Annotated in this window: 28 protein-coding genes; 17 read left to right on the plus strand and 11 right to left on the minus strand. The window is 65.3% G+C overall.

Going from position 1 to position 23,000, the window contains the following annotated elements:
• Window positions 1-69 precede the first annotated feature (69 nt).
• From WN73_RS23735 to WN73_RS23750, 4 genes are read right to left on the minus strand one after another with little or no spacing between them, the layout of a single operon-like run.
• Window positions 70-810, minus strand: a complete 741-nt coding sequence (locus WN73_RS23735; protein ID WP_011088420.1) for an ABC transporter ATP-binding protein — start codon at window positions 808-810, stop codon at window positions 70-72.
• A complete protein-coding gene (locus tag WN73_RS23740) occupies window positions 807-1,640 on the minus strand; it encodes an ABC transporter ATP-binding protein (RefSeq protein WP_011088419.1) in 834 nt (277 codons plus the stop codon). The genes WN73_RS23735 and WN73_RS23740 overlap by 4 nt, the downstream gene beginning before the upstream one ends.
• On the minus strand, window positions 1,637-2,914 hold the full coding sequence (gene livM / locus WN73_RS23745) for a high-affinity branched-chain amino acid ABC transporter permease LivM (protein ID WP_370141135.1): 1,278 nt from the start codon (window positions 2,912-2,914) through the stop codon (window positions 1,637-1,639). The genes WN73_RS23740 and livM overlap by 4 nt, the downstream gene beginning before the upstream one ends.
• A 59-nt stretch (window positions 2,915-2,973) precedes the next feature.
• Window positions 2,974-3,891 carry an ABC transporter permease subunit gene (locus WN73_RS23750; RefSeq protein ID WP_011088417.1) on the minus strand — a complete coding sequence of 306 codons (918 nt, stop codon included), beginning with the start codon at window positions 3,889-3,891 and terminating at the stop codon, window positions 2,974-2,976.
• Window positions 3,892-4,168: 277 nt separating this feature from the next.
• Between WN73_RS23750 and WN73_RS23755 the strand changes: the two genes are divergently transcribed.
• Both WN73_RS23755 and WN73_RS23760 read left to right on the plus strand, forming a co-directional pair.
• Window positions 4,169-4,354 carry a hypothetical protein gene (locus tag WN73_RS23755; RefSeq protein ID WP_028173403.1) on the plus strand — a complete coding sequence of 62 codons (186 nt, stop codon included), beginning with the start codon at window positions 4,169-4,171 and terminating at the stop codon, window positions 4,352-4,354.
• 279 nt (window positions 4,355-4,633) lie between these two features.
• Window positions 4,634-5,158 carry a hypothetical protein gene (locus tag WN73_RS23760; RefSeq protein ID WP_028173404.1) on the plus strand — a complete coding sequence of 175 codons (525 nt, stop codon included), beginning with the start codon at window positions 4,634-4,636 and terminating at the stop codon, window positions 5,156-5,158.
• On the opposite strand, the gene WN73_RS23765 is transcribed toward WN73_RS23760, so the two are convergent.
• From WN73_RS23765 to WN73_RS23775, 3 genes are all read right to left on the minus strand, one after another.
• The gene (locus WN73_RS23765; RefSeq protein WP_011088415.1) at window positions 5,120-5,512 is read right to left on the minus strand and encodes a carboxymuconolactone decarboxylase family protein; all 393 of its coding nucleotides are present in this window, start codon (window positions 5,510-5,512) and stop codon (window positions 5,120-5,122) included. The two genes, WN73_RS23760 and WN73_RS23765, sit on opposite strands and share 39 nt — an antisense overlap.
• Before the next feature lie 128 nt (window positions 5,513-5,640).
• A complete protein-coding gene (gene pcaD / locus WN73_RS23770) occupies window positions 5,641-6,423 on the minus strand; it encodes a 3-oxoadipate enol-lactonase (RefSeq protein ID WP_028173405.1) in 783 nt (260 codons plus the stop codon).
• 72 nt (window positions 6,424-6,495) lie between these two features.
• A complete protein-coding gene (locus WN73_RS23775; RefSeq protein WP_028173406.1) occupies window positions 6,496-7,851 on the minus strand; it encodes a 3-carboxy-cis,cis-muconate cycloisomerase in 1,356 nt (451 codons plus the stop codon).
• A 172-nt stretch (window positions 7,852-8,023) separates the two neighbouring features.
• Here WN73_RS23775 and WN73_RS23780 point away from each other — a divergent pair, with 172 nt between their 5' ends.
• The 8 genes from WN73_RS23780 (at window position 8,024) to WN73_RS23815 (ending at window position 14,892) form a co-directional block, all read left to right on the plus strand.
• Window positions 8,024-8,470, plus strand: a complete 447-nt coding sequence (locus WN73_RS23780; protein ID WP_011088412.1) for an SRPBCC family protein — start codon at window positions 8,024-8,026, stop codon at window positions 8,468-8,470.
• Between the two features lie 135 nt (window positions 8,471-8,605).
• Window positions 8,606-9,091, plus strand: a complete 486-nt coding sequence (locus tag WN73_RS23785) for a (2Fe-2S)-binding protein (RefSeq protein WP_027560187.1) — start codon at window positions 8,606-8,608, stop codon at window positions 9,089-9,091.
• 36 nt (window positions 9,092-9,127) lie between these two features.
• Entirely contained in the window at window positions 9,128-9,934 is an 807-nt protein-coding gene (locus WN73_RS23790; protein WP_028173408.1) for an FAD binding domain-containing protein, read from the plus strand.
• A gap of 62 nt (window positions 9,935-9,996) precedes the next feature.
• Window positions 9,997-10,905 carry an AAA family ATPase gene (locus tag WN73_RS23795; RefSeq protein ID WP_011088409.1) on the plus strand — a complete coding sequence of 303 codons (909 nt, stop codon included), beginning with the start codon at window positions 9,997-9,999 and terminating at the stop codon, window positions 10,903-10,905.
• 144 nt (window positions 10,906-11,049) lie between these two features.
• Window positions 11,050-12,252 (plus strand): vWA domain-containing protein, encoded by a 1,203-nt coding sequence (locus tag WN73_RS23800; RefSeq protein ID WP_028173409.1) that lies wholly within the window; start codon window positions 11,050-11,052, stop codon window positions 12,250-12,252.
• An 11-nt stretch (window positions 12,253-12,263) separates the two neighbouring features.
• The gene (locus WN73_RS23805; protein WP_011088407.1) at window positions 12,264-12,587 is read left to right on the plus strand and encodes an XdhC family protein; all 324 of its coding nucleotides are present in this window, start codon (window positions 12,264-12,266) and stop codon (window positions 12,585-12,587) included.
• Between the two features lie 2 nt (window positions 12,588-12,589).
• Window positions 12,590-13,291 carry an XdhC family protein gene (locus WN73_RS23810; RefSeq protein ID WP_028173410.1) on the plus strand — a complete coding sequence of 234 codons (702 nt, stop codon included), beginning with the start codon at window positions 12,590-12,592 and terminating at the stop codon, window positions 13,289-13,291.
• Window positions 13,288-14,892 (plus strand): NTP transferase domain-containing protein, encoded by a 1,605-nt coding sequence (locus WN73_RS23815; RefSeq protein ID WP_039185526.1) that lies wholly within the window; start codon window positions 13,288-13,290, stop codon window positions 14,890-14,892. Before WN73_RS23810 ends, WN73_RS23815 begins: the two co-directional genes overlap by 4 nt.
• Window positions 14,893-15,053: 161 nt before the next feature.
• Here WN73_RS23815 and WN73_RS23820 read toward each other — a convergent pair whose 3' ends face one another.
• Window positions 15,054-15,545 carry an avidin/streptavidin family protein gene (locus WN73_RS23820; RefSeq protein ID WP_028173412.1) on the minus strand — a complete coding sequence of 164 codons (492 nt, stop codon included), beginning with the start codon at window positions 15,543-15,545 and terminating at the stop codon, window positions 15,054-15,056.
• Window positions 15,546-15,731: 186 nt separating this feature from the next.
• Between WN73_RS23820 and WN73_RS23825 the strand changes: the two genes are divergently transcribed.
• The 3 genes from WN73_RS23825 (at window position 15,732) to adhP (ending at window position 17,806) form a co-directional block, all read left to right on the plus strand.
• Entirely contained in the window at window positions 15,732-16,121 is a 390-nt protein-coding gene (locus WN73_RS23825; RefSeq protein WP_271555110.1) for a DUF4189 domain-containing protein, read from the plus strand.
• 105 nt (window positions 16,122-16,226) lie between these two features.
• Entirely contained in the window at window positions 16,227-16,637 is a 411-nt protein-coding gene (locus WN73_RS23830; RefSeq protein WP_028173413.1) for a DUF2000 family protein, read from the plus strand.
• Between the two features lie 143 nt (window positions 16,638-16,780).
• Window positions 16,781-17,806, plus strand: a complete 1,026-nt coding sequence (gene adhP, locus WN73_RS23835; RefSeq protein WP_028173414.1) for an alcohol dehydrogenase AdhP — start codon at window positions 16,781-16,783, stop codon at window positions 17,804-17,806.
• Window positions 17,807-17,925: 119 nt separating this feature from the next.
• Here the strand turns inward: adhP and WN73_RS23840 are convergent, their stop codons facing one another.
• From WN73_RS23840 to WN73_RS23850, 3 genes are read right to left on the minus strand one after another with little or no spacing between them, the layout of a single operon-like run.
• Window positions 17,926-18,339, minus strand: coding sequence for a GFA family protein (locus tag WN73_RS23840; RefSeq protein WP_028173415.1), 414 nt, complete (start codon window positions 18,337-18,339; stop codon window positions 17,926-17,928).
• A gap of 12 nt (window positions 18,340-18,351) precedes the next feature.
• A complete protein-coding gene (locus WN73_RS23845) occupies window positions 18,352-18,810 on the minus strand; it encodes an SRPBCC family protein (protein WP_028173416.1) in 459 nt (152 codons plus the stop codon).
• A complete protein-coding gene (locus WN73_RS23850) occupies window positions 18,807-19,142 on the minus strand; it encodes an ArsR/SmtB family transcription factor (protein ID WP_011088398.1) in 336 nt (111 codons plus the stop codon). The genes WN73_RS23845 and WN73_RS23850 overlap by 4 nt, the downstream gene beginning before the upstream one ends.
• Window positions 19,143-19,252: 110 nt before the next feature.
• Here WN73_RS23850 and WN73_RS23855 point away from each other — a divergent pair, with 110 nt between their 5' ends.
• From WN73_RS23855 to WN73_RS23870, 4 genes are read left to right on the plus strand one after another with little or no spacing between them, the layout of a single operon-like run.
• Window positions 19,253-19,933 carry a TetR/AcrR family transcriptional regulator gene (locus tag WN73_RS23855; protein ID WP_271555112.1) on the plus strand — a complete coding sequence of 227 codons (681 nt, stop codon included), beginning with the start codon at window positions 19,253-19,255 and terminating at the stop codon, window positions 19,931-19,933.
• Entirely contained in the window at window positions 19,930-20,853 is a 924-nt protein-coding gene (locus tag WN73_RS23860; protein ID WP_231166534.1) for an efflux RND transporter periplasmic adaptor subunit, read from the plus strand. The genes WN73_RS23855 and WN73_RS23860 overlap by 4 nt, the downstream gene beginning before the upstream one ends.
• Window positions 20,850-21,782, plus strand: coding sequence for an ABC transporter ATP-binding protein (locus WN73_RS23865; RefSeq protein WP_028173419.1), 933 nt, complete (start codon window positions 20,850-20,852; stop codon window positions 21,780-21,782). Before WN73_RS23860 ends, WN73_RS23865 begins: the two co-directional genes overlap by 4 nt.
• Window positions 21,779-22,942 (plus strand): ABC transporter permease, encoded by a 1,164-nt coding sequence (locus tag WN73_RS23870; RefSeq protein ID WP_028173420.1) that lies wholly within the window; start codon window positions 21,779-21,781, stop codon window positions 22,940-22,942. Before WN73_RS23865 ends, WN73_RS23870 begins: the two co-directional genes overlap by 4 nt.
• The last annotated feature ends 58 nt before the right edge of the window (window positions 22,943-23,000 follow it).

A 23,000-nucleotide genomic window follows, 5' to 3' on the forward strand; every position in this document is an offset into this window, starting at 1 on the left:
GAGAAGTCACCGGCAAAATACGGGCATTGGCGGAGATATCTCGCCACATTCGGCCGCACGTGGCCCGCCTCAGCCGTGCCGGCCGCCTTCCAGATAGGCGGCCCGAATCTCGGGGCGCTGCAACAACTCGGCGCCGGTCCCGGCCAGCGTGATCAGGCCATTGACCATGACATAGCCGCGATGGGCGAGCTTGAGCGCATGGTTGGCGTTCTGCTCGACGATCAGGACGGTCAGGCCGTCCTGCCGGTTCAGGGTGCGGATCGCATCGAAAATCTGGCGCGCGATCAGCGGCGCGAGCCCGAGCGAGGGCTCGTCGAGCAGGAGCAGGCGGGGACGGCTCATCAAGGCGCGGCCGATCGCCAGCATCTGCTGCTCGCCGCCGGACAGGGTTCCGCCGCGCTGGGCGTAGCGTTCCTTCAGCCGTGGAAACAGATTGAAGACGCGTTCCAGCGTCGCGTCGCGCTCGGAATCGGTGCATCCGGTGGCATCGGCACCCATCTGGAGGTTCTCCGCCACGCTCATGCGCGGGAAGATGCGCCGTCCCTCCGGCGATTGCGCGATGCGCAAATGCGCGATCTCGTGGGTGGGCACGTCGGTGATGTCGCGGCCTTCGTACAGGATCTGGCCGGCACGGGCCCGCGGCTTGCCGAAGATGGTCATCATCAGCGTCGACTTGCCGGCGCCGTTGGCGCCGATCAGCGCCACGATCTCGCCGGCATTGATTTCGACGTCGACGCCCTTCAGCGCCTCGATCTTGCCGTAGGCGGCGCGAAGGCTGCGGATCGCGAGCAGGGGAGTGGGTGAAGTCACGACCCGCTCTCCATCACGGCCACGGCTTCTTCCTCGTCGGCGCCGAGATAGGCGGCGATCACCTTGGGGTCGTCGCGGACCGCGCGCGGCGAACCTTCGGCGATCTTCACGCCGTGGTCCATCACCACGATATGGTCGGAGATTTCCATCACCACCGACATGTCGTGCTCGATCAGCAGGATCGAGGTGCCGAGCTCGTTGCGGATCGAGAGCAGGAGCTCGCTCAAGGCGGCGCTCTCGCGCGCGTTGAGGCCGGCGGCCGGCTCGTCCAGGCACAGAAGCGCGGGCTCGGTGCACATCGCGCGCGCGATCTCGAGCCGGCGCTGGTCGCCATAGGCAAAATTGCCGGCGGCATCGTCGGCGCGGTCGAGCAGGTTGACCCGCCTGAGCCAGTCGGTGGCCAGATCGATCGCGCGCTTCTCGGCATCGCGATAGCCGGGCGCACCGATCAGGCCGAGAAAGGTGAGGCCGGAGGCCCGCATCAAGGCGTTGTGCTGCGCCACCATCAGGTTTTCCAGCGCGGTCATGCCGGGAAACAGGCGGATGTTCTGGAAGGTGCGCGCCACCTTGGCCAGCTTGGCGATGCGGAAATCGTTCAGCCGCTCCAGGGCGATCGTCCGGCCATCGTCATGGGTGAGGCGAATGGTGCCGCCGCTCGGCTTGTAGAAGCCGGTGATGCAGTTGAAGACCGTGGTCTTGCCGGCGCCGTTCGGCCCGATCAGCGCGGTGATCTTCTTGCGCTCGGCCGAGAGCGACAGGTCCTGCACGGCAACGATGCCGCCGAAGCGCATGGTCAGCCGGTCGACGTTGAGAATCTTGTCGCCGCTCATCCGTGCCCTTCCTTGACGAGGTCGGAGGAGATCGCCTGCGCCTTGGTCAGATACACGGTCGGCGCGCGATGGCCGACCAGGCCGCGCGGCCGCCAGATCATGATCAGCACCATGGCCATGCCGAACACCAGCATGCGGTAGGTCTCGAGGCTGCGGAACAGCTCGAAGCCCCCGATCATGGCCAGCGCGGCGAGCGCCACGCCGAGTTGCGAGCCCATGCCGCCAAGCACGACGATGGCCAGCACCAATGCCGATTCCTGGAAGGTGAAGGATTCCGGGCTGATGAAGCCCTGGCGGGTGGCGAAGAACGCACCGGCAAAGCCGCCGAACATCGCGCCGGTCGCGAACGCGGTAAGCTTGGTGGTCGTGGTGTTGATGCCGAGCGCGCGGCAGGCGACCTCGTCCTCGCGCAAGGCCTCCCAGGCGCGGCCGATCGGCAGGCGGCGCAGGCGGATCGTCACCCAGTTGGTGAGCAGCGCGAGCGCCAGGATCAAATAGAACAGGAAGACGATGCGGTGGGTCGCTGAGTACTCGATGCCGAGCTTGGCGGCGAGCCCGTCGTCGCTGTTGTCGAGCGGGATGCCGAAGAAGGTGGGGCGGGGAATGCCGGAGACGCCGTTGGGGCCTCCGGTCAGGCTCTGCCAGTTGATGATGACGAGGCGGATGATCTCGCCGAAGGCCAGCGTCACGATGGCGAGATAGTCGCCGCGCAGCCGCAGCACGGGAAAGCCGAGCAGCACGCCCCAGAACGCGGCGAGGATGCCGGCGAGCGGCAGGCAGATCCAGAACGACCAGCCGAAATTGGTGGCGAGCAGGCCGTAGGAATAGGCGCCGACCGCATAGAAGGCGACGTAGCCGAGATCGAGCAGGCCGGCGAGGCCGACCACGACGTTCAATCCCCAGCCCAGCATGACATAGGTGAGCACGAGGATCGCGAGGTCGAGGATGTAGCGCTGGTTATAGAAGATGACGGGCACCAGCAGCGTGAAGATCAAAAGCGCGGGCGCGAGGTAGCGGCCGACGAACGACATCCCGCGATGCACTGCAGGCGGCACCAGCTTCTCGGCGCCGGTCGGGCCGAGCCATTGCCGGAGCAGCTCGATCACGATCGAGCCGCCGAACACGGCGGCGACAAGCGCTGCGACCTCGCCGAAGCGCGTCCAATAAGTGAGCTGGCCGTCGGAACCGGCCTCGGTCCGGACGCCGACCATCAGTGAGAACAGCACCAGCGCGACCAGTGCACTGAGCAGGGATTTCTTCAGGATATAGGTGATGCCGGCGGTGCGGCTTGCGTGCTTGGTCTCGTGCGGAATGGCTGTCACGCGGCGGTCCGTCAGACTTTTTCGACTTCGGGACGGCCGAGCAGGCCGGTCGGCATGAAGATCAGCACGACGATCAGGATCGAGAATGCCGCGACGTCCTTGTATTCGACCGAGAAATAGGCCGACCAGAACGTCTCGATCAGGCCGATCGCAAGACCGCCGAGCATGGCGCCCGGCAGCGAGCCGATTCCGCCGAGCACGGCCGCCGTGAAGGCCTTGATGCCGGCGACGAAGCCCATGAAGAAATCGACCAGACCGTAATAGAGCAGGTACATGAAACCCGCGACCGCGGCGAGCGCCGCGCCGATCACGAAGGTCATGGAGATCGTGCGGTCGACGTCGACGCCCAGCAGGGCCGCCATGGTCTGGTCCTGCTCGCAGGCGCGCATGTCGCGCCCGAGCCGCGTGTGCGACACCAGCCAGGTAAAGATCGCCAGCAGCACGATGGTGGTGATGACCACCATGATCTGGATGTTGGAGAGCTGGATGACGAATCCGTCCGCGCTCTCATGCAGCGTGTAGCCGCCGGTGATGAAGGGCGGGATCGGCTTGACGCGGGCGCCTTGCGCCACCTGCGAGTAATTGGTCAGCACGAACGACATGCCGATCGCCGACAGCATCGGGGCGAGACGGAAGGAATGCCGCAGCGGCCGGTAGGCGATGCGCTCGATGGTCCAGCCATAGAGCGCCGTGATCGCCATCGCGACCAGCAGCACGACGAGCAGGATCACCGGGATCGCGGTCAGGCCGAGCGAGATCAGGATCAGGAAGGTGATCAGGGCGATGAAGCCGCCGATCATGAAGACGTCGCCATGGGCGAAGTTGATCATGCCGACGATGCCGTAGACCATCGTGTAGCCGATCGCGATCAGGCCGTAGATGGAGCCGAGCACGAGGCCGTTGATGAGCTGCTGGGCGAAATAATCCATAGGCTGCCGTTACCCAAACTTGACGCGGGCTCAAAGGGAGCTCTTCGAGAGAGTTCTTGGGCCCCGGCAGCCCTTGAGCATTCTTCTCGTTTTGTAACAGGAGGGAACTGGCGGCCGCAACTGGGCAGGCCTAGGCATAACGGCTTGTACAGAACTCATTTGGTTACGGATGTCGTCTCCCGGTTCCGCAGCTGCGAGGAACCGGGTTCCGCGTGGCAACCAAATCCGAGGGCGGTTGTTAGCTTCCCTCTGACGTCCAACAAGGGAGTTCCCCCCGATGACGAAGCAGCAGAACCAGAATCCGGGTCAGCAGACTCAGAACCCCGGCCAGCAGCGCCCAGGTCAGCAGCCAGGGCAGCAGCAGGGCGGTGGGCAGAAACCCGGACAGCAGCAGCAGGATCCGATGCGCCAGGGTGACAAGCCCGGCCAGCAGCATGGTGGCCAGCGCGGTCAGGACAACTAGTTTGGGAGCCCAGTGAGTGAGCAGGAGTGAAGAAGGGCCCCGCTGCAAGGTGGGGCCTTTTTTTCGCTGCTTGGCGTCGTTCCGGGGCGGCTCGAAGAGCCGAGCCCGGAATCTCGAGATTCCGGGTCTGGTGCTGACGCACCATCCCGGAATGACGACGTGTGCGGGTGCCCCGTTAAGGTAAACAAAGGGTTTAAATTGCCGCCACGGACTGATGCGAGTTAGCTCCCGGCAAAGCCTTCCCATCGAAGGCGCGTGGCAGGCGAAGCGGGAAGCGGCATGTTCAGGAATTGGCGGATCGACTCGGTCAACGGCGCGCTGCTGGCGGCCTATTTCATCCCGGCCTGGACGCTGGTCGCCTTCAACATCATGGTGGCGCCGGTGCACGGCCTCTACGAACGGCCGAGCGTCGCGGTCGCGCTGTTCCTCAGCGACAATCTCCAGATGGCGGGGATGGACACGGTGCGCGCGGCCTGGCTGCTGGCGCTGGGACGGTTGACCGTGGTGGCGTTCTTCGCGATCTACCTCGCGCTGCTGTGCATTCCCCGCGTCCGCAGGAATGGCGGCAGTGACGAGGCGCTCGGCATTGCGCTGGCGATCGGCAGCGTGATCTCGTTTGCGAGCATGGTCATGGCCTCGAAGGTCGGCGAGATGGACGCGCTCCGGCTGCACGCGACCGAGCTCTTGCTGCTGCTGGGGGCTGCGATCGTGATGGTGATCGAGCGCCCTGTGGCGGCTCCCAAGAGCGTCGAGGCCGCCGCGCCGCTAGGTCTTGAGCAGGCCGAGCTCCTGCACAATCGCTGAGGCCTCCTTGACGGCGTGGTTCGCCGCCGGCACGCCGCAATAGATCGCCTGCTGGAGCAGGATTTCCTTGATGTCGTCGGGCGTGAAGCCGCCCTCGGCGAGCGCCGCGCGGACATGCAGGCGGAATTCGTCCCATTGTCCGAGCGCGACCATGGTGCCGATGACCAGCACCCGCCTTGTGCGCTCGTCGAAATGCGGCCGCGTCCAGATCTCGCCCCAGGCGTAGCGTGTGATCAGATCCTGGAAATCCGTGTTGAAGGCATTGCGATTGGCGACTGATTTGTCGACCCAGGCATTGCCCAGCACCTTGCGGCGCACGTTCATGCCGGCATCGCGGCGCTTCTGGTCGTCCATGTTTGTTTCTCCGGATCAGTCATTCCGGGGCGCCTCGAAGAGGCGAACCCGGAATCTCGAGGTTGTGAATGCCGATCGAGATTCCGGGGGCGATGCTTTGCATCGCTCCGGAATGACGACAGGCGCAATCAGCGTTGCGTCAGGAACCCCACCACCGCATCGGTGAACGCGTGCGGCTGCTCGACATTGGAAATATGGGCGGCGTCGATGATGGTCATGTTGGCGCCGGGAATTTTCGAGCGGATCAGCTCGCCCGCCGAGATCGGCGTCGCCATGTCGTGGCGGCCGGCGATCACCAATGTCGGGCTCTTGATCTTTGGCAGCAACTCGCGTTGGTCGAGCGTCGACAGCGCCTCGCAGCAGGCGAGATAGCCCTCCACGGGTGAGGCGAGCAGCATCGCTTTCATCCGGGCGGTGATGTCAGGCTCGCGCTCGCGGAAATCCTGGGTGAGCCAGCCCGCGATCACGGCATCGGCCACCGCCGCGATGCCGCCCTTCTTCACGGCATCGATGCGTTCCAGCCATTTGGTCGGCTCGGCATAGTAGCAGGAGGTGTTGGCGAGGATGAGCTTGCCGAAGCGCTCCGGCGCATTCGCGCCCAGCCATTGTCCGACCATGCCGCCCATCGACAGGCCGCACCAATGCACCTTCTCGATGTTGAGATCGTCAAGGATCGCCAGCACGTCGCGGCCGAAGCGCTCCATCGTGTAAGGGCCGGGGGGAACGTTCGACTTGCCGTGGCCGCGGCGGTCATAGCGGATGACGCGGAACACCTGCGTCAGCGCCTTCATCTGCGGCTCCCACATCTGAAGCGTGCAGCCGAGCGAATTGGACAGCATCAAGGTCGGCCCGCCGTCGCGGCCTTCGACGGAGACGTTGATCAGGCAACCGTCGGCATCGATCATGGGCATGCGGCGTCTCCGTTCTGGAGCATGATCCGGAAAAGTGTGGAACGGTTTTCCGAAGGGATCATGCTCAAACAATCAATCTCGCTCGAGGCTGTCGAGCAGCCGGTCGATCATGGCTTGGGAAGCCCCTTGATAGGCCATCGGCTCGAACAATGCCGCAATTTTTTCCGGCGAAAGATGCGCTGTGATCTGCGAATCGGCCGCGAGAACCTCGCGCAGATGCTTCTTCTCGGCGACCGCGCGCTTGCTCGCGGCCTCGATGAGATGATGCGCATCGCTCTTGCCGATCCTCTCGGCCAGCGCAAAGGTGACCGCCTCGGCCATGATCAGCCCGTGCGTCGCATCGAGATTGCTGCGCATGCGCGCGGCATCGACGTCCAGGCCCTCGGCGATGTCGACGATGGCGGCGAGCGCGCCCGAAGTGACCAGCATCAGTTGAGGCAGCGTCGGCCATTCCGCATGCCAGGGGCCGGCGCTGCGCTCGTGGTCCTGTACCTGCGCCGCAAAAATCGTCGCGGCGAGCTGCGGGGCCATGGTGGCACATCCCAGCGCGCTTGCGGCTGCGACCGGGTTGCGCTTGTGCGGCATGGTCGAGGAGCCGCCGCGGCCTTCGCCGGCCGGCTCGAACGCCTCGGCGACATCGGTCTGCATCATCAGCGAGACGTCGCGCGCGATCTTGCCGCAGCTTCCGGCGAGAATCGCGAGGGCCGATGCGGCTTCCGCGATGCGGTCGCGATGGGTGTGCCAGGGTGCTTCCGGCAGCGGCAGGTTGAGCTCCTGCGCCAATCGTTCGGCGACCGCGAGCCCCTTGTCGCCGAGGGCCGCGAGCGTGCCGGCCGCGCCGCCGAATTGCAGCGCGAGGCCGTCGCGGGAGAGCCGCCTGAGGCGGCAGCGGGCGCGAGCAAGGCTCGCGGCATATTCGGCGGCCTTGAGCCCGAACGGCATCGGCAGCGCGTGCTGGAGCCAGGTCCGCGCCACCATTGCGGTGTTGCGATGATTGCGCGCCAGTGCGGCAAAACCCTTGATTGCGCGGCTGAGGTCGGCATCCAGCGCGTCGATGGCGGCGCGCAGCGTGAGCATGGTCGCGGTGTCGATGACGTCCTGGCTGGTCGCGCCCCAATGCACGTAGCGTGCGGCCTCCGCATCGGCCTTCGCGACGTTGGCGGTCAGCGCCTTGACCAGGGGAATCGCGAGATTGCCGGACCGTGTCGCGGCCTCGGCCAGCGCGGCGATGTCAAAGGTATCCGCCTTGCAGGCGGTTTCGATCGGGCCCACGGCGGCCGCGGGAATCACGCCGGTGGCGGCTTCGGCGCGCGCCAAGGCTGCCTCAAAATCGAGCATGTTCTGGAGCGTTGACCGGTCGTCGCAGACGGCGCGCATGGCGGCGCTCGACAGCATCGGCGCAAGCAGGGGGGAGAGGGCTGTGCTCATGTTGCGCGGGACCTAACCATCATGGCCCGCCTGTGCCAATCCAAAACCGACCGCGCAAGATTTTTTGCAGTTGCGAATATGCATTGCACGTGGCCGGAGGCCGCCCTTTCCTTTGCGGCCTACGTGCGTTACTTGAACAGCATTATAATTGCACGATCCCGGGAGGCACCCCATGGCCATGACGATGAACGGCGAAGTCCAGCTTGCGGCGCCGCGCGAGGCTGTGTGGGCCAAGCTCAACGATCCCGAGGTGCTGAAGGCCTGCATCCCCGGCTGCGAGGAGCTGGAGAAGACCGACGACGGCGGCTTTCGCGCCACAGCGAAAATGAAGGTCGGCCCGGTGTCGGCGCGCTTCAAGGGCAAGGTGACGCTCTCCGATCTCGATCCGCCGAACGGCTACAAGATCTCCGGCGAAGGCGAGGGCGGGGTGGCGGGCTTTGCCAAGGGCGGCGCCGTGGTCAAGCTGGCGGAGAAGGACGGCGGCACGCTGCTCTCCTACGACGTCGAGGCGCAGATCGGCGGCAAGTTGGCGCAGCTCGGACAACGCCTCATCAACGGCGCCGCCAAGAAGCTGGCCGACGAGTTTTTCGCGAACTTCGCCAAGGCGGTACAGGGCTGAAGGCTATCGCCTTTCGGCATGGCGCCTTGCGTCCGGGGTGATGTTGCCCCGGGGCATAATGGCCCATATGATGGGTTGGAATAATTATAAGAACCGCTTCGACGGGACCCGTCGGGGCGCTGATAGAGAGTGCTTATGGCGAAAATCTCCCTCATCGTGAACGGCAATCCTGTGACGGCCAACGTCGATCCCCGCACGCTTCTGGTGCAGTTCCTGCGCGAGAATCTACGGCTGACCGGCACCCATGTCGGCTGCGACACCTCGCAGTGCGGCGCCTGCGTCGTGCATCTCGACGGCAAGGCCGTGAAGTCCTGCACCACGCTTGCCGTGATGGCTGACGGCCACGAGGTCAAGACGATCGAGGGGCTGGCTGCCGACGGCGCGCCGCTGCATCCGATGCAGGAAGCCTTCCGCGAGCACCATGGCCTGCAGTGCGGCTTCTGCACGCCCGGCATGATCATGACCGCGATCGACATCGTCCATCGCAAGGGGCACGAGGTCGACGACCACACCATCCGCGAGGAGCTGGAAGGCAATCTCTGCCGCTGCACCGGCTACCAGAACATCGTCGCCTCGATCTCCGCCGGCGCCAAGGCGATGGCGAAATCCGACCTCGCCTAAATCGACACGCGCGCATCCCGCGATCAGGACATTCAGATGTACGAATTCAAATATCATCGCCCCGGGACCGTTCGGCAGGCCGCCAACCTCCTGGTGAAGAACGAAGACGCCAAGGTGATCGCCGGCGGCCACACGCTGATTCCGGTCATGAAGCAGCGCCTCGCGAGCCCTCCGCATCTGGTCGACCTCTCCCACATCGAGGGGCTCAACGCGATCGAGATGAAGGGTCGCTCGCTGGTGATCGGCGCCACCGCCAAGCACGCCGAGGTCGCGACCTCCGCCGTCGTCGGCGAAGCGATCCCGGCGCTCGCGAGCCTTGCCGGCGGAATCGGCGATCCCGCCGTGCGCCACAAGGGCACGATCGGCGGCTCGCTCGCCAACAACGATCCGACCGCGGACTATCCGGCCGCGGTGCTTGCGCTCGGGGCGACCATCGTCACCAACAAGCGCCGCCTCAAGGCCGAGGAGTATTTCCAGGGCCTGTTCACGACGGCGCTCGAGGCCGACGAGATCATCACCAAGGTGATGTTCCCGCTGCCGAAGAAGGCCGCCTACATCAAATTCCGCAACCAGGCCTCGCGTTACGCGCTGGTCGGCGTGTTCGTGGCGCGGCGTCCGTCGGATGTCCGTGTTGCCGTCACCGGCGCCGGCTCCGAGGGCGTGTTCCGCGTCACCGCGTTCGAGGAAGCCCTGAAGAAGCGCTTCTCGGCGAAAGCCCTTGATGGCATCGAGGTGCCGGCCGAGGGTCTCAACAGCGACATCCACGGCAGTGCCGAATACCGCGCGCACCTCATCGGGGTGCTGACGCGGCGGGCCGTCGACGCCGCCAATGCCAAGGAATGATGGGCCTCACCAACTGGCCCAACGACTTGCCCCGGTGAGGGCGTAACCAAGACTGGCCTTTCATGACTTCAGCCGCCCTGCCGGCATCGGTTGATGCGATGCTCGAACTCCTGACGTCGCGCGGCTATCTCGCCGAGCGGTCGCTGGCGACGGTGACGTATCTGTCGCTGCGCATGGGCCGGCCGCTGTTTCTCGAAGGCGAGGCCGGCGTCGGCAAGACCGAGATCGCAAAAGTGCTGTCGGCGGCGCTGGGGCGGAAGCTGATCCGCCTGCAGTGCTACGAAGGCCTCGACGTCTCCTCGGCCGTGTACGAGTGGAACAGCGCCGCGCAGATGATCGCGATCCGGATGGCGGAAGCCGCCGGCGACACCGATCGCGATCAACTGTCGAGCGACATCTTCGCCGATCGCTACATGATCAAGCGACCGCTGCTCCAGGCGCTGGAGCCTGACGTCGCGGGTCCGCCGGTGCTCCTGATCGACGAGCTCGACCGCGCCGACGAGGCGTTCGAAGCCTATCTCCTGGAAATCCTCAGTGACTTCCAGGTGACCATTCCCGAATTCGGCACCGTGAAGGCGCCGTATCCGCCGATCGTCATCATCACCTCCAACCGCACCCGCGAGATCCACGACGCGCTGAAGCGGCGCTGCCTCTATCACTGGGTGGATTATCCCGCCGCCGAGCGCGAGCTCGCGATCGTCAAGACGCGCGTGCCCGGCATCTCCACAAAGCTGTCGCAGCAGGTGGTGCGCTTCGTTCAGGCGCTGCGCAACCAGGACTTCTACAAGTCGCCGGGCGTCGCCGAGACCATCGACTGGGCCACCGCGCTGTCCGAGCTCGACGCCCGCTCGCTGACCCCGCAGGTGGTCGGCGACACGCTGGGCGCGCTGCTCAAGTATCAGGACGACATCACCCGGATGCAGGGCGACACCCTGCAGAAGGTGCTGAAGGAAGCGACGAGCGAGGATTGATCTCGCGTCAAATTGCGCCCGTCATTCCGGGGCGCGCGTAGCGCGAACCCGGAATCCATCGGGCCGCAGAGTTCGTGGATGACTGGATTCCGGGCTCGCGCCAAAGAGGCGCGCCCCGGAATGACGAGGGGATGGATACGACCCATGGCCATCAACCACCTAGCGCCCGAGCAGACCGAGCAGTTCGCCGACAACATCGTCGGCTTCGCCCGCGCGTTGCGCGCGGCGGGCATGCCGGTCGGGCCGGGCGCAGTGATCGATGCCATGAGCGCGCTCCAGGTGATCGACATCGGCAACCGCGCCGATGTCTTTGCCACGCTGGAGGCGATCTTCGTCAAGCGCCACGAGCATGCGCTGATCTTCAAGCAGGCCTTCAACCTGTTCTTCCGCGCCTCGGAGGAGTGGAAGCACATGCTGGATTCGGTGCCGCTGCCGGAGCAGGCCAAGAAGAAGCCGCAGGCGGGTGCGCGCCGCGTGCAGGAAGCGATGTCGCAGCCGCGCATGACGGAGACGCCGCAGCACCAGGAGCAGGATCTGCGCCTGTCGGTCTCCGACAAGGAAATCCTTCAGAAGAAGGATTTTGCCCAGATGAGCGCGGCGGAGATCAGCGAGGCCCTGCGCGCCGTCGAGCGGATGCGGCTGCCGCAGGCCGAGCTCCTGACGCGCCGGCACCGGCCCGATTCCCGTGGCCTGCGCCTCGATCTGCGCCGCACGCTGCGTGCGTCATTGCGCACCGGCGGCGACATCATCGACATTCATCGCCTGGGGCGGATCGAGAAACCGGCGCCGATCGTCGCGCTGCTCGACATCTCGGGTTCGATGAACGAGTACACGCGCCTGTTCCTGCATTTCCTCCATGCCATCGGCGATGCGCGCAAGCGCGTCTCGGTGTTCCTGTTCGGCACCCGCCTCACCAACGTCACCCGCGCGCTGCGCCAGCGCGATCCCGACGAGGCGCTGGCGAGCTGCTCGGCCTCGGTCGAGGATTGGGCCGGCGGTACGCGGATCTCGGCCTCGCTGCACAACTTCAACAAATTGTGGGCGCGCCGGGTCCTGAGCCAGGGCGCCATCGTGCTCCTGATCTCCGACGGGCTGGAGCGGGAGGCCGATTCCAGGCTCGCCTTCGAGATGGACCGGCTGCACCGCTCCTGCCGGCGGCTGATCTGGCTCAACCCGCTGTTGCGCTTCGGCGGCTTCGAGGCCAAGGCGCAGGGCATCAAAATGATGCTTCCGCACGTTGACGAATTCCGCCCGGTACATAATTTGAGTTCGATCCAGGAGCTGATCACGACGCTCTCCCGGCCGCTGCCGCCGCATCACCGCAGCCTGATCCGCTCCGCAGCTTGAGAGGTTACCCCATGCTCGATCGCGACGAGGACATTCTGAGGGCGGCGGAGGACTGGCAGAAGGCCGGCCGTGGCGTCGCGCTCGCCACCGTCGTCGAGACCTGGGGCTCGGCGCCGCGCCCGGCGGGCTCGAGCCTCGTCATCAACGACGAGGGCACGTTCTTAGGCTCGGTCTCCGGCGGCTGCGTCGAGGGCGCCGTGGTCACCGAGGCCATGGACGTGATCGAGAGCGGCAAGCCCAAGATGCTGGAGTTCGGCGTCGCCGACGAGACCGCCTGGAATGTCGGGCTGTCCTGCGGCGGCACCATCCGTGTCTTCGTCGAGAAGGTCGGCTAGCCGTGAAGCTCGCGATTTTGCACGAACTCAATGCCGAGCGCGCCGCGCGCCGCCCGGCGATCTTGGTGACGGACACCGAGAGCGGCGAGCAGCGCCTGGTCAAGGCGCAGGATTTTGCGAAAGACCCGCTGCGCGTCGAGCTCGAAAAACAGCTTCGCATGGGCAAGAGCGCCAATGTCGAGGTCGGCGGCAAAAAGCTGTTCCTCAACGTCTACGCGCCGACCGCAAAGCTCGTCATCGTCGGCGCGGTCCATATCAGTCAGGCGCTGGCGCCGCTGGCGCGCTCGCTCGGTTACGACGTCACGGTCGTCGATCCGCGCACAGCCTTTGCGAGCGCAGAGCGCTTCCCAGACATTCCGCTGGTGGCCGAATGGCCCGACACCGCGCTGCCGCCGCTCAACGTGGATGCCTACACGGCTTTCGTCGCGGTGACGCACGATCCCAAGATCGACGATCCTGCGCTGCTGCACGCCTTCGAGCGCGGCTGCTTCTATATCGGCGCGCTGGGCTCGCGGAAGACCCATGCCAAGCGCGGCGACCGGCTGCGGGCGCAGGGCGCCAAGGACAGCGACATCGCGCGCATCCACGCGCCCATTGGCCTTGCGATCGGCGCCGTCTCGCCGTCGGAGATCGCGGTGTCGATCATGGCCGAGATCACGGCGGTGCTTCGGCTGCCACCCAAAGAAAAAGAAGAAGCGGCATGAAATTCGGCCCGGCGAGCCCCAAGGATGCGATCGGCGGGGTGACCGTCCACACCCTGCGCCAGGGACCGCTGGTGCTGAAGAAGGGCACGACGATCGGGCCCGCCGAGGTCGAGGCGCTGGAGCGCGCCGGCATCAAGGACGTCGTCGTGGTGCGGATGGAGGAGGGCGACGTCTCCGAGGATATCGCCGCCGCCAGTATCGCGCTTGCGGTCGGCGGCGAGGGCATCCATGTCGAGCGCGCCTTCACCGGCCGCGCCAATCTGTTCGCGGCATGCCCGGGCGTGCTGGTGATCGACCGCGCCGCGGTCGATCGCATCAACAATATCGACGAGGCCATCACCTTTGCGACGCTCACCGCCTACAAGCCGGTGGTCGAGGGCGAGATGGTCGGCACGGTCAAGATCATCCCGTTCGGCGTCGAGGGCGCTTTGCGCGACGCCGCGGTGAAGGCGGCCGGCCGGGACGTCCTGAAGATCGCGCCCTACGTGATCAAGCGCGTCGGCGTGGTCTCGACGCTGCTGCCGGGCCTGTCCTCCAAGGTGATCGACAAGACGCTGCGCGTCACCGCCGAGCGGCTGGCGCCGGCCGGCGCCGGCATCATCGCGGAGCGGCGGGTCCAGCACGACGAACACGCGCTGTCGGCCGCGATCAAGGAGCTGCTCGCGCTTGGCGCGGAACTCGTCATCGTGTTCGGGGCGTCCGCGATCGCGGATCGCCGCGACGTGATCCCGGCGGCCGTCACCGGGATCGGCGGCGAGATCGAGCATTTCGGCATGCCGGTCGATCCCGGCAATCTGCTGCTGATCGCCCGCGCCGAGGGCGTGCCGGTGCTGGGCGCGCCGGGCTGCGCGCGCTCGCCGGTCGAGAACGGGTTTGACTGGGTGCTGATGCGTCTGCTCGCCGGCATCAAGGTGACCCGCGCCGAGCTGATGGGCATGGGCGTCGGCGGGCTCCTGATGGAGATCGTCACGCGTCCGCAGCCGCGCGCGAGGCCCGAGATCGAGGGCAACAGCCAGGTCGCCGCCATCGTGCTCGCGGCAGGGCGCTCGACCCGCATGGGTGGGCCGAACAAGCTGCTCGCCGAGCTCGACGGCAAGAAGCTGGTGCGGATCGCGACCGAGCAGGCGCTGGCCTCCAAGGCATCCGAGGTGATCGTCGTCACCGGCCATCAGACCGAACTGGTCGAGCAGGCGCTGCAAGGCTTGAAGGTGAAATTCGTCCGCAATCCGGATTTCGCCGGCGGCATCGCGAGCTCGGTCAAGGCCGGCATCGCGGCCGTGCCCGAAGCTTGCGACGGCGCCGTGGTTTGCCTCGGCGACATGCCGCTGATCGATGCCGGCCTGATCGACCGTCTCATCGACAGCTTCGCACCGGACCGCGGCAATCTCATCGTCGTGCCCGTCAGCGAGGGCCGCCGCGGCAACCCCGTGCTGTGGTCGCGCCGCTTCTTCCGGGAGCTGATGACGCTCGATGGCGACGTCGGCGCGCGCCACCTGATCGCCAAGCACACCGAGGCGGTTGCGGAAGTGCCCGTCGACGGCGAGGGCGCGTTCCTCGACATCGACACGCCGCAAGCGCTGGAAGCGGCAAGACGGGGATAGTGTGTAGGGTGGGTTAGCCTTGCGGCTGCGCGCAAGCGCAGTCCGCCAGACGTAACCCGCCAACGTCGCCCCGCATGCATTGAAGCATGTTGGGTTACGCCGAGCGACTGCGCTTCGCGCAGCGCTAACCCACCCTACGATACCGGATTGCTTTCGTCCGCCTACTTCTTGGTGTTCGACAGCTTCTCGCTGCCGGCCTTCAGCTCGACGCCGCTCTTGGTCAGGAGGGCCTTGTCGCCGCTGCTGAACGTGAACGTGTCGGCGCCCGCGCTGATGCCGTTCCACGCCACGGCTTCGGCGAGGGACAGATACCACAATCCCTGGAATCCCGACGCATTGTTCAATTGCCCCGTCCAGACGGTGGTCGATCCGCAGCCGAGGAAGTTCACCGAGAAACTGATCGCAGTGCCCGTGTTGCCGTAGGCCAGCCAACCCGTCACACCTTGCGGCTTGCCCTCGTCACAACTGTTTGCAGCGTTGTTGGTATAGGTCCCCGCGATAGCACCCGTGTTCGAGTTGAAGCTGGCGATGGCCAGGGTCGAGCCATACTGGTTGGTCCAGGTCCAGTTCACCGACTGCGCATATGCGGGCAGGGGTCCGATCAGGGACGCCGACGCAATCATCGCCAAGAGCATTCCGTTGAAGTGACGCATGGTTGTTTCCTCCGGCTCTCTGCTTGGAGCATCAACTACTTTAAATGATGCGCTTCACAAATACAACTAAAAGATGTATGAGGTCGCTCGTGCGTCCGTCAGGCTTTTCAACCACTCGTTCACCATCTGGAAACGGTCCCGCGCTTAGAGTTCCTTCCACCTGCCTTGGGGGGAGGGGTTTTTTCCATGGCTTCGAATGTCGTCGCGCGCCGTTGCGCGATGTTTTTCTTTGCGTTGTCTGTTTGTGTCGCGGGCGCTCGCCACATCACGGATGCACGCGCCGCCGGCGCGTTTGCGGTCGGCAAGTGCGGTGCCTATGGCCAGGCTTTCGATTACGGCGCCGAGCACGAAGCCCGCGCCGCGGCGCAGAAGCAGTGCAAGGGCGACTGCACGACGGTGACGATGAAGCGCGCCTGCGCGGCGATGTCCGTCGATCTGTCCAATCCTTGCGGTGCCTATGGCTATGCCGTCCAGCCGAAGATCTCCGCCTCGCTCAACGCCGCCACGCGCGAATGCTACAAATACGGCGGCAAGGAATGCGTGATCCGCGCCTGGGCCTGCGACGCGAAGGGTTGAATTCTCCTCCGTCATTCCGGGGCGTCGCGCAGCGACGAACCCGGAATCTCGTGCGATAATCTCCAGATTCCGGGTCTGCGCCTGACGGCGCATCCCGGAATGACGATGCAGTTCGATACCAAGATCGCCGTGGTGATCCGCAGCGATCTCCAGGCCTGGCAGAAGCTCAACGTCGCGGCTTTCCTCACCAGCGGCATCGCCGCCGCCTTTCCGGAATGCATCGGTGAACCCTATGAGGACGCCTCGGGCACGACATATCACGCGCTGATCGGCCAGCCGATCCTGATCTACGGCGCCGAGGGTCCGGCACTGTCGCGCGCGCTCGACCGTGCGCTCACCGGAAACGTGGTGCCGGCCGTCTATACCGAGGACATGTTCAAGACCACGCACGATGCCGCCAATCGCGAAGCGGTAAAGGCGGTGGCACGCGCGGACCTCAATCTCGTCGGGATCGCAATGCGCGCCGAGCGCAAGGTGATCGACAAGATCGTCGACGGGCTGAAGTTCCATAGCTGACGCGATCCGCACGTTGCGCCGCGTCGTCATCGTGATGTCACGATCGCGCGAGTCTTGCGTAAACTTTGTGCGGTTTGACTCCAATCAAGGGGGCGCCGCCCGGTGCCGCTAGTTTGCCTCCGTCATTCAAACGGAGCAGACAGATGCCGACCATGAAAGCCGCAATCGTCAGACAATTCGGCAAGCCGCTCGTGATCGAGGACGTGCCGGTGCCGCAGCCCGGACCCGGCGAGGTTCTGGTCAAGGTCAAGGCGTGCGGCGTCTGCCATACCGATTTGCACGCAGCCTCCGGCGACTGGCCGGTGAAGCCGGTTCCGCCTTTCATCCCGGGCCATGAGGTTGCCGGCATCGTCGCCGCGCTCGGATCCGGCGTGAAAAATCTGAAGGTGGGCGATGCCGTCGGCGTCGCCTGGCTGCACGATGCCTGCATGTCCTGTGAATATTGCGAGACCGGCTGGGAGACGCTGTGCGAGCACCAGCACAACACCGGCTACAGCGTGAACGGGGGCTTTGCCGAATATGTCATCGCCTCGGCTGCCTTCGCCGCCAAACTGCCGGCGACGATCGATTTTGCGGGCATCGCGCCGATCCTGTGCGCGGGCGTCACCACCTACAAGGGCTTGAAGGAGACGGAGGCAAAGCCCGGCGAGTGGGTCGTGATCTCGGGCGTCGGCGGGCTCGGCCATGTCGCGATCCAGTATGCCAAGGCGATGGGCCTCAAGGTCGCGGCCGTCGATATCGCCGACGACAAGCTCGAGCTCGCGCGCGAGACCGGCGCCGACCTCGCCGTCAACGCGCTCGCGGCCGATGCCGTGGACAAGGTCCTGGCGGTAACCGGGGGAGGGGCGCACGGCGTGCTGGTGACGGCGGTCTCGATCGCCGCGTTCGCCCAGGCGCTGAAGATGGTGCGCCGGAAGGGCACCGTCAGCCTCGTCGGTCTGCCGCCGGGCGAATTCCCGACGCCGATCTTCGACGTCGTGCTCAAACGGATCACCGTGCGCGGCTCCATCGTCGGCACCCGCCGCGATCTCGACGAAGCCATCGCATTCGCCGCCGATGGCAAGGTCAAGGCCGAAGTGACGAAGGTGCCGCTCGCTGAGATCAACGACGTCTTCGACCGGATGAAGGCCGGCAAGATCGAAGGCCGCATGGTGCTGGATTTTGGCTAGTGCGTTGTGAAACGAGCCGTTGCCGCGAAGGAGGTGCGCTCCCTCCCCCGCAAGCGGGAGAGGTGCACCGAGTTTGCGGCGATGCTTTTCGTATCAAAGGGACGTCGCTCTCTCGCTGCCTACCCCGGCGGCATGCCTTCGAATTTCGGCAAGTCCGGATCGAGACGATCCCATTGATGGCCGCGCGCGGCGTAAGTCACCACCTGCGGCTTGTAGCGGGCGGGCTCGTCGAGGCTTGCGGCGCGGATGGTGAAGATGTCGGGCATTGCCGCAAAGGTCAGGTAAACCGGCAAGCCGCACCGGGCGCAGAAGCCGCGCGTCTTCACGTTGCCGCTGTCGCCGACGATGTCCCAGTGCTTCGCCTCGCCGGTTACGGTGACGCCGGCGCGCGCGAAGGTCGCGTAGGAGCCGTGGCCGCTTCCGCTTTCCCGCTGGCAGTCCCGGCACTGGCAGTGATTGCTGAATATGGGCTCACCGACAATCGAATAACGGATCGTGCCGCAGGCGCAGCCGCCTGTATAGGGCTTGTCCATCGCGATAACTCCTTACTCGCCACTGATCTCGTCAAGCTGGCGGACGACCTTCTTCCAGCCGCCACTCATCACCGTGTAGGCCGACTCGTTTCTGGGCAGGACGAAGCCGGCATGAACCAGGCGGATCCGCGTGCCGGCTTCGACCGGGGTGAGGGACCACGTCACGACAGTGTCGAGCGGCGCGCCGTAGCCGGTGTTGCGCTCATCGCCGCCCTTCCAGGCGTAGACGAGGCGCCGGTTCGGCACGACCTCCAGAACCCGGCAATGGATGACGCCGTCCCAGTTGCCGCCCGGAGTGGTCTGGAACGTGAAGGCCTTGCCTTCGACGGCTTCAAAACCGGTCGGCGGCATCAGCCAGCGCGCGATCAGCTGGGCGCTGGTCAACGCCTTCCAGATCGTCTCCGGCACGTGAGGGAACACCTCGTCGATGACGATGTCTTTGGTCTCGGCTTTCAACTCGGCAGCACTCACGGATCGATCTCCTTCAAGAGGTCACGCAGGTTCTGGAAGCGCTCGCGCCAGAAGACGCCGTAATGATCCATCCAGGTCACCAGCGGCTCGAGTCCTTGCGGCGCGGCGCGGTAGTAGACGTTGCGGCCCTCCGCGCGCTCGGCCACGAGGCCGGCCTGCTTCAGCGACTTCAGGTGTTGCGAGATCGCGCCTTGCGTCACGCCACTGCCGCGCGTCAGCTCGGCGACGCTGATCTCCTTGCTCTCGAAGACGCGTTCGAACACGGCGCGGCGGGTCGGATCGGCGAGGGCGCGCATCACGGTGGTGACGGGGTTTGGGGCGGCTTCGATCATGGCGATAAATTAGTGAGAGCTAATTCATTAGTCAATGCTAATTTAATTCGGCCGCGCTCCTTTTGGCGTCAGCAATTGACTATGACTGACTAGTCAGTCATAAATTGACTATGACGAAGAAGCCCACCAAAGCCGCCGCGGCATCTGCAGCCCAGGCTGGCTGCCAAATGCTCGAAGCCGCGCCCGCCTCGAACCGTGCCACCCGCGCGGCGGAGCGGCGTGCGGCGATCGTGGAGGCGGCGATGGAGGAGTTCATTGCGCGCGGCTTTGCCGCGACGCGGCTCGACGACATCGCCAGACGTGCCGGCGTCGCCAAGGGCACGATCTACCTGCACTTCAAGGACAAGGAATCGATGTTCGAGGAGCTGGTGCGCGTCGTGATCGTGCCTGTGGTGGCGCGGCTGACGACGTTGCCGCCGCCGGTGGGCTCGGTGCGCGACCTCATCGAAGCCTTCGCCGGCAACTTCCTCAAGGAGGTGATCGGCACCAGGCGCGGTGATCTCGTGCGCCTGATCGTGGCGGAGGGGCCGCGCTTTCCCTCCGTCGCCGACTTCTACTACCGCGAGGTGGTCTCGCGCGGCGTTGCCGCCATGCGCGCGCTGATCGAGCTCGGCATCGCCCGCGGCGAGATCCGCGAGAAGGAGCTTGCGCGCTATCCGCAGATCCTGATCGCGCCTGCGATGATCGCGGTGATCTGGCAAAGCCTGTTTGAGCGCCACGCGCCGCTCGACGCGCGGGACATGCTGCGCGTCCATCTCGATTTGATTTTTGGCGAACGGAGGACGACATGAGGTCGTCGCAAACCATCTCTCACCTCATCCTGAGGAGCGCGGAACGCGCGTCTCGAAGGATGCAGGCCCGGCTGTGGCCCTTCGCCCTTCGAGACGCTGCTTCGCAGCTCCTCAGGGTGAGGGATCGACAGCTTTGGTCGCTGCAAGCAATTTTCAGATTTGCATTGGCCGTCCTTTTCGCAACCGCGCTGGCGGCTTGCAAGGAGAAGCGCGATCCCGGCTTCCAGGGCTGGGTCGAGGCCGACATGATCTTCGTCAGCCCGGACGAAGCCGGCCGCGTGACGAAGCTGAACATCCGCGAGGGTGACGAGGTCAAGGTCGGCGACGCCCTCTATTCCGTCGACGACGATCTCCAGCTTGCCGATCTCAACCAGAACAAGGCGACGCTGGCCAACGCGCAGCAGACCTATGACCGTGCGGCCTCGCTGAACAAGACCGGTTCGGGCACGCAGGCCAATCTCGATTCCGCCGTCTCCGCCCTCCGCGTGGCGGAAGCGCGGGTGGCGACGTCGGAGACGCGGATGGCGCGGCGCAGGGGCTTTGCGCCGGTCGCCGGCACCATCCAGCAGATCTATTTCCGCGAGGGTGAGATGGTGGCGGCGCAGCGGCCGGTGCTCTCGATCATGCCGCCCGGCAACATGAAGCTGCGCTTCTTCGTGCCGGAGACCGAGCTGCCCAAGCTTGCGATCGGCGACACGGTGCGAATCGGCTGCGACAATTGCGCGGCCGACCTGACCGCAAAGATCTATTTCATCGCGACCTCGGCCGAATACACCCCGCCGGTGATCTACAGCCTCGATGAGCGCAACAAGCTCGTCTACCTGATCCAGGCGCGGCCCTCGCGCCCCGATGCCTTGCGCGTCGGGCAGCCGATCGACGTCTATCTCAATCCAAAAACCCCGGTGGCGGACAAGCGATGAACGGCGGCAACGAGATCGCAATCGACGTCAAGGGCCTGACGAAGTCGTTCGGCGGCCGCGAGGTCGTGCACGATCTGTCGATGCAGGTGAAGCGCGGCTCGATCTACGGCTTCCTCGGTCCCAACGGCTCGGGCAAGACCACCACCATCCGCATCCTCTGCGGCCTGCTCACGCCCGACAGCGGCGAGGGGACGTGCCTCGGCTACGACATCCGGCGCGATGCCGAAAAGATCAAGCGCCAGGTCGGCTACATGACCCAGCGCTTCAGCCTGTACCAGGACCTCTCGGTGCGCGAGAACCTCGAATTCGTGGCACGGCTCTATGGCCTTGTCGATCCACGCGACGCGGCGCGTGATATGGTCAAGCGGCTCGGGCTCTCGGGGCGCGAGGAGCAGCTCGCTGGCGAACTCTCCGGCGGCTGGAAGCAGCGGCTGGCGTTAGGTGCCTGCACGCTGCCCAATCCGCAATTGCTGCTGCTGGACGAGCCGACCGCCGGCGTCGATCCCAAGGCACGGCGCGATTTCTGGAACGAGATCCACGCACTCGCCGCCGACGGCCTCACCGTGCTGGTGTCCACCCACTACATGGACGAAGCCGAGCGCTGCCACGAGATCGCCTACATCGCCTACGGCCATCTGCTCGCGCACGGCACGGTGGAGGAGGTGATCGCGAAATCCGCGCTGACGACCTACACCGTGACGGGTGAGGATTTGAACGGGCTCACCGCCGAGCTCACCGGCAAGCCCGGAATCGACATGGTGGCACCGTTCGGCACCTCGTTGCACGTCTCGGGGCGCGACGTCGCCGCGCTCGAAGCCAGCATCGCGCCGTGGCGCGAGAAGAGCGGCCTGCACTGGCAGAGCTCGCATCCTTCGCTCGAAGACGTGTTCATCGAACTGATGAGCCGCTCCAAGGACAATTTCCAATGAGCACCGTCGATCATCCGGCTCCCGCACGCGAAATCCGCGAGCGCTTCGGCTTCCTGCGACGCTCCTATGCGATGCTGATCAAGGAGTTCATCCAGCTGAGGCGCGATCGCGTCTCGTTCGCGATGATCGTGATGCTGCCGGTGATGCAGCTCATGCTGTTCGGCTATGCCATCAACACCACGCCGCACCATCTGCCGAGTGCCGTGCTGCTCCAGGAGGACTCCGATCTCACCCGCTCGATCCTGAAGGCGCTGGAGAACACCGCCTATTTCCGTTTCATCTACGAGGTGCACGACGTCGACGATTTCGACAATCTGCTGAAATCGGGCAAGGTCCTGTTCGGCGTCGAGATCCCGCGCGGATTCGAACGGGCGGTGCGGCGCGGCGACAAGCCGGCGCTGCTGGTCGCGGCCGACGCCACCGATCCGGTCGCGGCGAGCTCGGCGATCGGCTCGCTCGGCATGGTCGTGCAGACCGCGCTCAAGCACGATCTCTATATCGGCAATCCCCCGGAGATGCCGTTCGAGATCCGGGCGCATGCGCGCTACAATCCGGCCGCAGCGTCGAGCCTCAACATCGTGCCGGGTCTCGTCGGCACCATCCTCACCATGACCATGCTGATCTTCACCGCGCTCTCGGTCACGCGCGAGGTCGAGCGCGGCACCATGGAGAGTCTGCTGTCGATGCCGATCAAGCCGGTCGAGGTGATGTTCGGCAAGATCATCCCTTACGTACTGGTCGGCTTCGTCCAGGCCTTCCTGATCATCAGCATCGGCGTCGGCCTGTTCGGCGTGCCCGTGCTTGGCAATCTGTTCCTGCTCGCGCTGCTCTCGACGCTGTTCATCACCACCAACCTGTCGATCGGCTACACGATCTCGACCGTCGTGCAGAACCAGCTCCAGGCCATGCAGATGTCGATGATGTTCTTCCTGCCGAGCATTCTGCTGTCCGGCTTCATGTTCCCGTTCGCCGGCATGCCGGCCTGGGCGCAATATGTCGGCGAGGCCTTGCCGCTGACCCATTATTTGCGCATCGTCCGCGCCATCATGCTGAAGGGGGCGAGCATGCAGAATCTGCGGTTCGACGCGCTGGCGCTGGCGGCCCTGATGCTGATCGCTATGACCATCGCCGTGACGCGCTTCCGCCGTACGCTAGATTGAGGCAAACTAGTCCTTGAGAGTCATTCCGGGGCCTACGAAGTGCGAACCCGGAATCTCG

Origin of the sequence: Bradyrhizobium sp. CCBAU 45394, from assembly GCF_028128655.1 — a bacterium.
Taxonomy (GTDB): domain Bacteria; phylum Pseudomonadota; class Alphaproteobacteria; order Rhizobiales; family Xanthobacteraceae; genus Bradyrhizobium; species Bradyrhizobium diazoefficiens.

Coding starts and splice junctions, on each gene's coding strand:
- WN73_RS23780 (WP_011088412.1), top strand. CDS start 8,024: ATGGCCATGACGATGAACGGCGAAGTCCAGCTTGCGGCGCCGCGCGAG.
- WN73_RS23820 (WP_028173412.1), bottom strand. CDS start 15,545: ATGCGTCACTTCAACGGAATGCTCTTGGCGATGATTGCGTCGGCGTCC.
- WN73_RS23785 (WP_027560187.1), top strand. CDS start 8,606: ATGGCGAAAATCTCCCTCATCGTGAACGGCAATCCTGTGACGGCCAAC.
- WN73_RS23795 (WP_011088409.1), top strand. CDS start 9,997: ATGACTTCAGCCGCCCTGCCGGCATCGGTTGATGCGATGCTCGAACTC.
- adhP (WP_028173414.1), top strand. CDS start 16,781: ATGCCGACCATGAAAGCCGCAATCGTCAGACAATTCGGCAAGCCGCTC.
- WN73_RS23855 (WP_271555112.1), top strand. CDS start 19,253: ATGACGAAGAAGCCCACCAAAGCCGCCGCGGCATCTGCAGCCCAGGCT.
- WN73_RS23830 (WP_028173413.1), top strand. CDS start 16,227: ATGCAGTTCGATACCAAGATCGCCGTGGTGATCCGCAGCGATCTCCAG.
- WN73_RS23765 (WP_011088415.1), bottom strand. CDS start 5,512: ATGGACGACCAGAAGCGCCGCGATGCCGGCATGAACGTGCGCCGCAAG.
- WN73_RS23800 (WP_028173409.1), top strand. CDS start 11,050: ATGGCCATCAACCACCTAGCGCCCGAGCAGACCGAGCAGTTCGCCGAC.
- WN73_RS23775 (WP_028173406.1), bottom strand. CDS start 7,851: ATGAGCACAGCCCTCTCCCCCCTGCTTGCGCCGATGCTGTCGAGCGCC.
- WN73_RS23750 (WP_011088417.1), bottom strand. CDS start 3,891: ATGGATTATTTCGCCCAGCAGCTCATCAACGGCCTCGTGCTCGGCTCC.
- WN73_RS23860 (WP_231166534.1), top strand. CDS start 19,930: ATGAGGTCGTCGCAAACCATCTCTCACCTCATCCTGAGGAGCGCGGAA.
- WN73_RS23840 (WP_028173415.1), bottom strand. CDS start 18,339: ATGGACAAGCCCTATACAGGCGGCTGCGCCTGCGGCACGATCCGTTAT.
- WN73_RS23825 (WP_271555110.1), top strand. CDS start 15,732: ATGGCTTCGAATGTCGTCGCGCGCCGTTGCGCGATGTTTTTCTTTGCG.
- WN73_RS23815 (WP_039185526.1), top strand. CDS start 13,288: ATGAAATTCGGCCCGGCGAGCCCCAAGGATGCGATCGGCGGGGTGACC.
- WN73_RS23865 (WP_028173419.1), top strand. CDS start 20,850: ATGAACGGCGGCAACGAGATCGCAATCGACGTCAAGGGCCTGACGAAG.
- WN73_RS23850 (WP_011088398.1), bottom strand. CDS start 19,142: ATGATCGAAGCCGCCCCAAACCCCGTCACCACCGTGATGCGCGCCCTC.
- WN73_RS23790 (WP_028173408.1), top strand. CDS start 9,128: ATGTACGAATTCAAATATCATCGCCCCGGGACCGTTCGGCAGGCCGCC.
- WN73_RS23870 (WP_028173420.1), top strand. CDS start 21,779: ATGAGCACCGTCGATCATCCGGCTCCCGCACGCGAAATCCGCGAGCGC.
- WN73_RS23760 (WP_028173404.1), top strand. CDS start 4,634: ATGTTCAGGAATTGGCGGATCGACTCGGTCAACGGCGCGCTGCTGGCG.
- WN73_RS23805 (WP_011088407.1), top strand. CDS start 12,264: ATGCTCGATCGCGACGAGGACATTCTGAGGGCGGCGGAGGACTGGCAG.
- WN73_RS23755 (WP_028173403.1), top strand. CDS start 4,169: ATGACGAAGCAGCAGAACCAGAATCCGGGTCAGCAGACTCAGAACCCC.
- pcaD (WP_028173405.1), bottom strand. CDS start 6,423: ATGCCCATGATCGATGCCGACGGTTGCCTGATCAACGTCTCCGTCGAA.
- WN73_RS23740 (WP_011088419.1), bottom strand. CDS start 1,640: ATGAGCGGCGACAAGATTCTCAACGTCGACCGGCTGACCATGCGCTTC.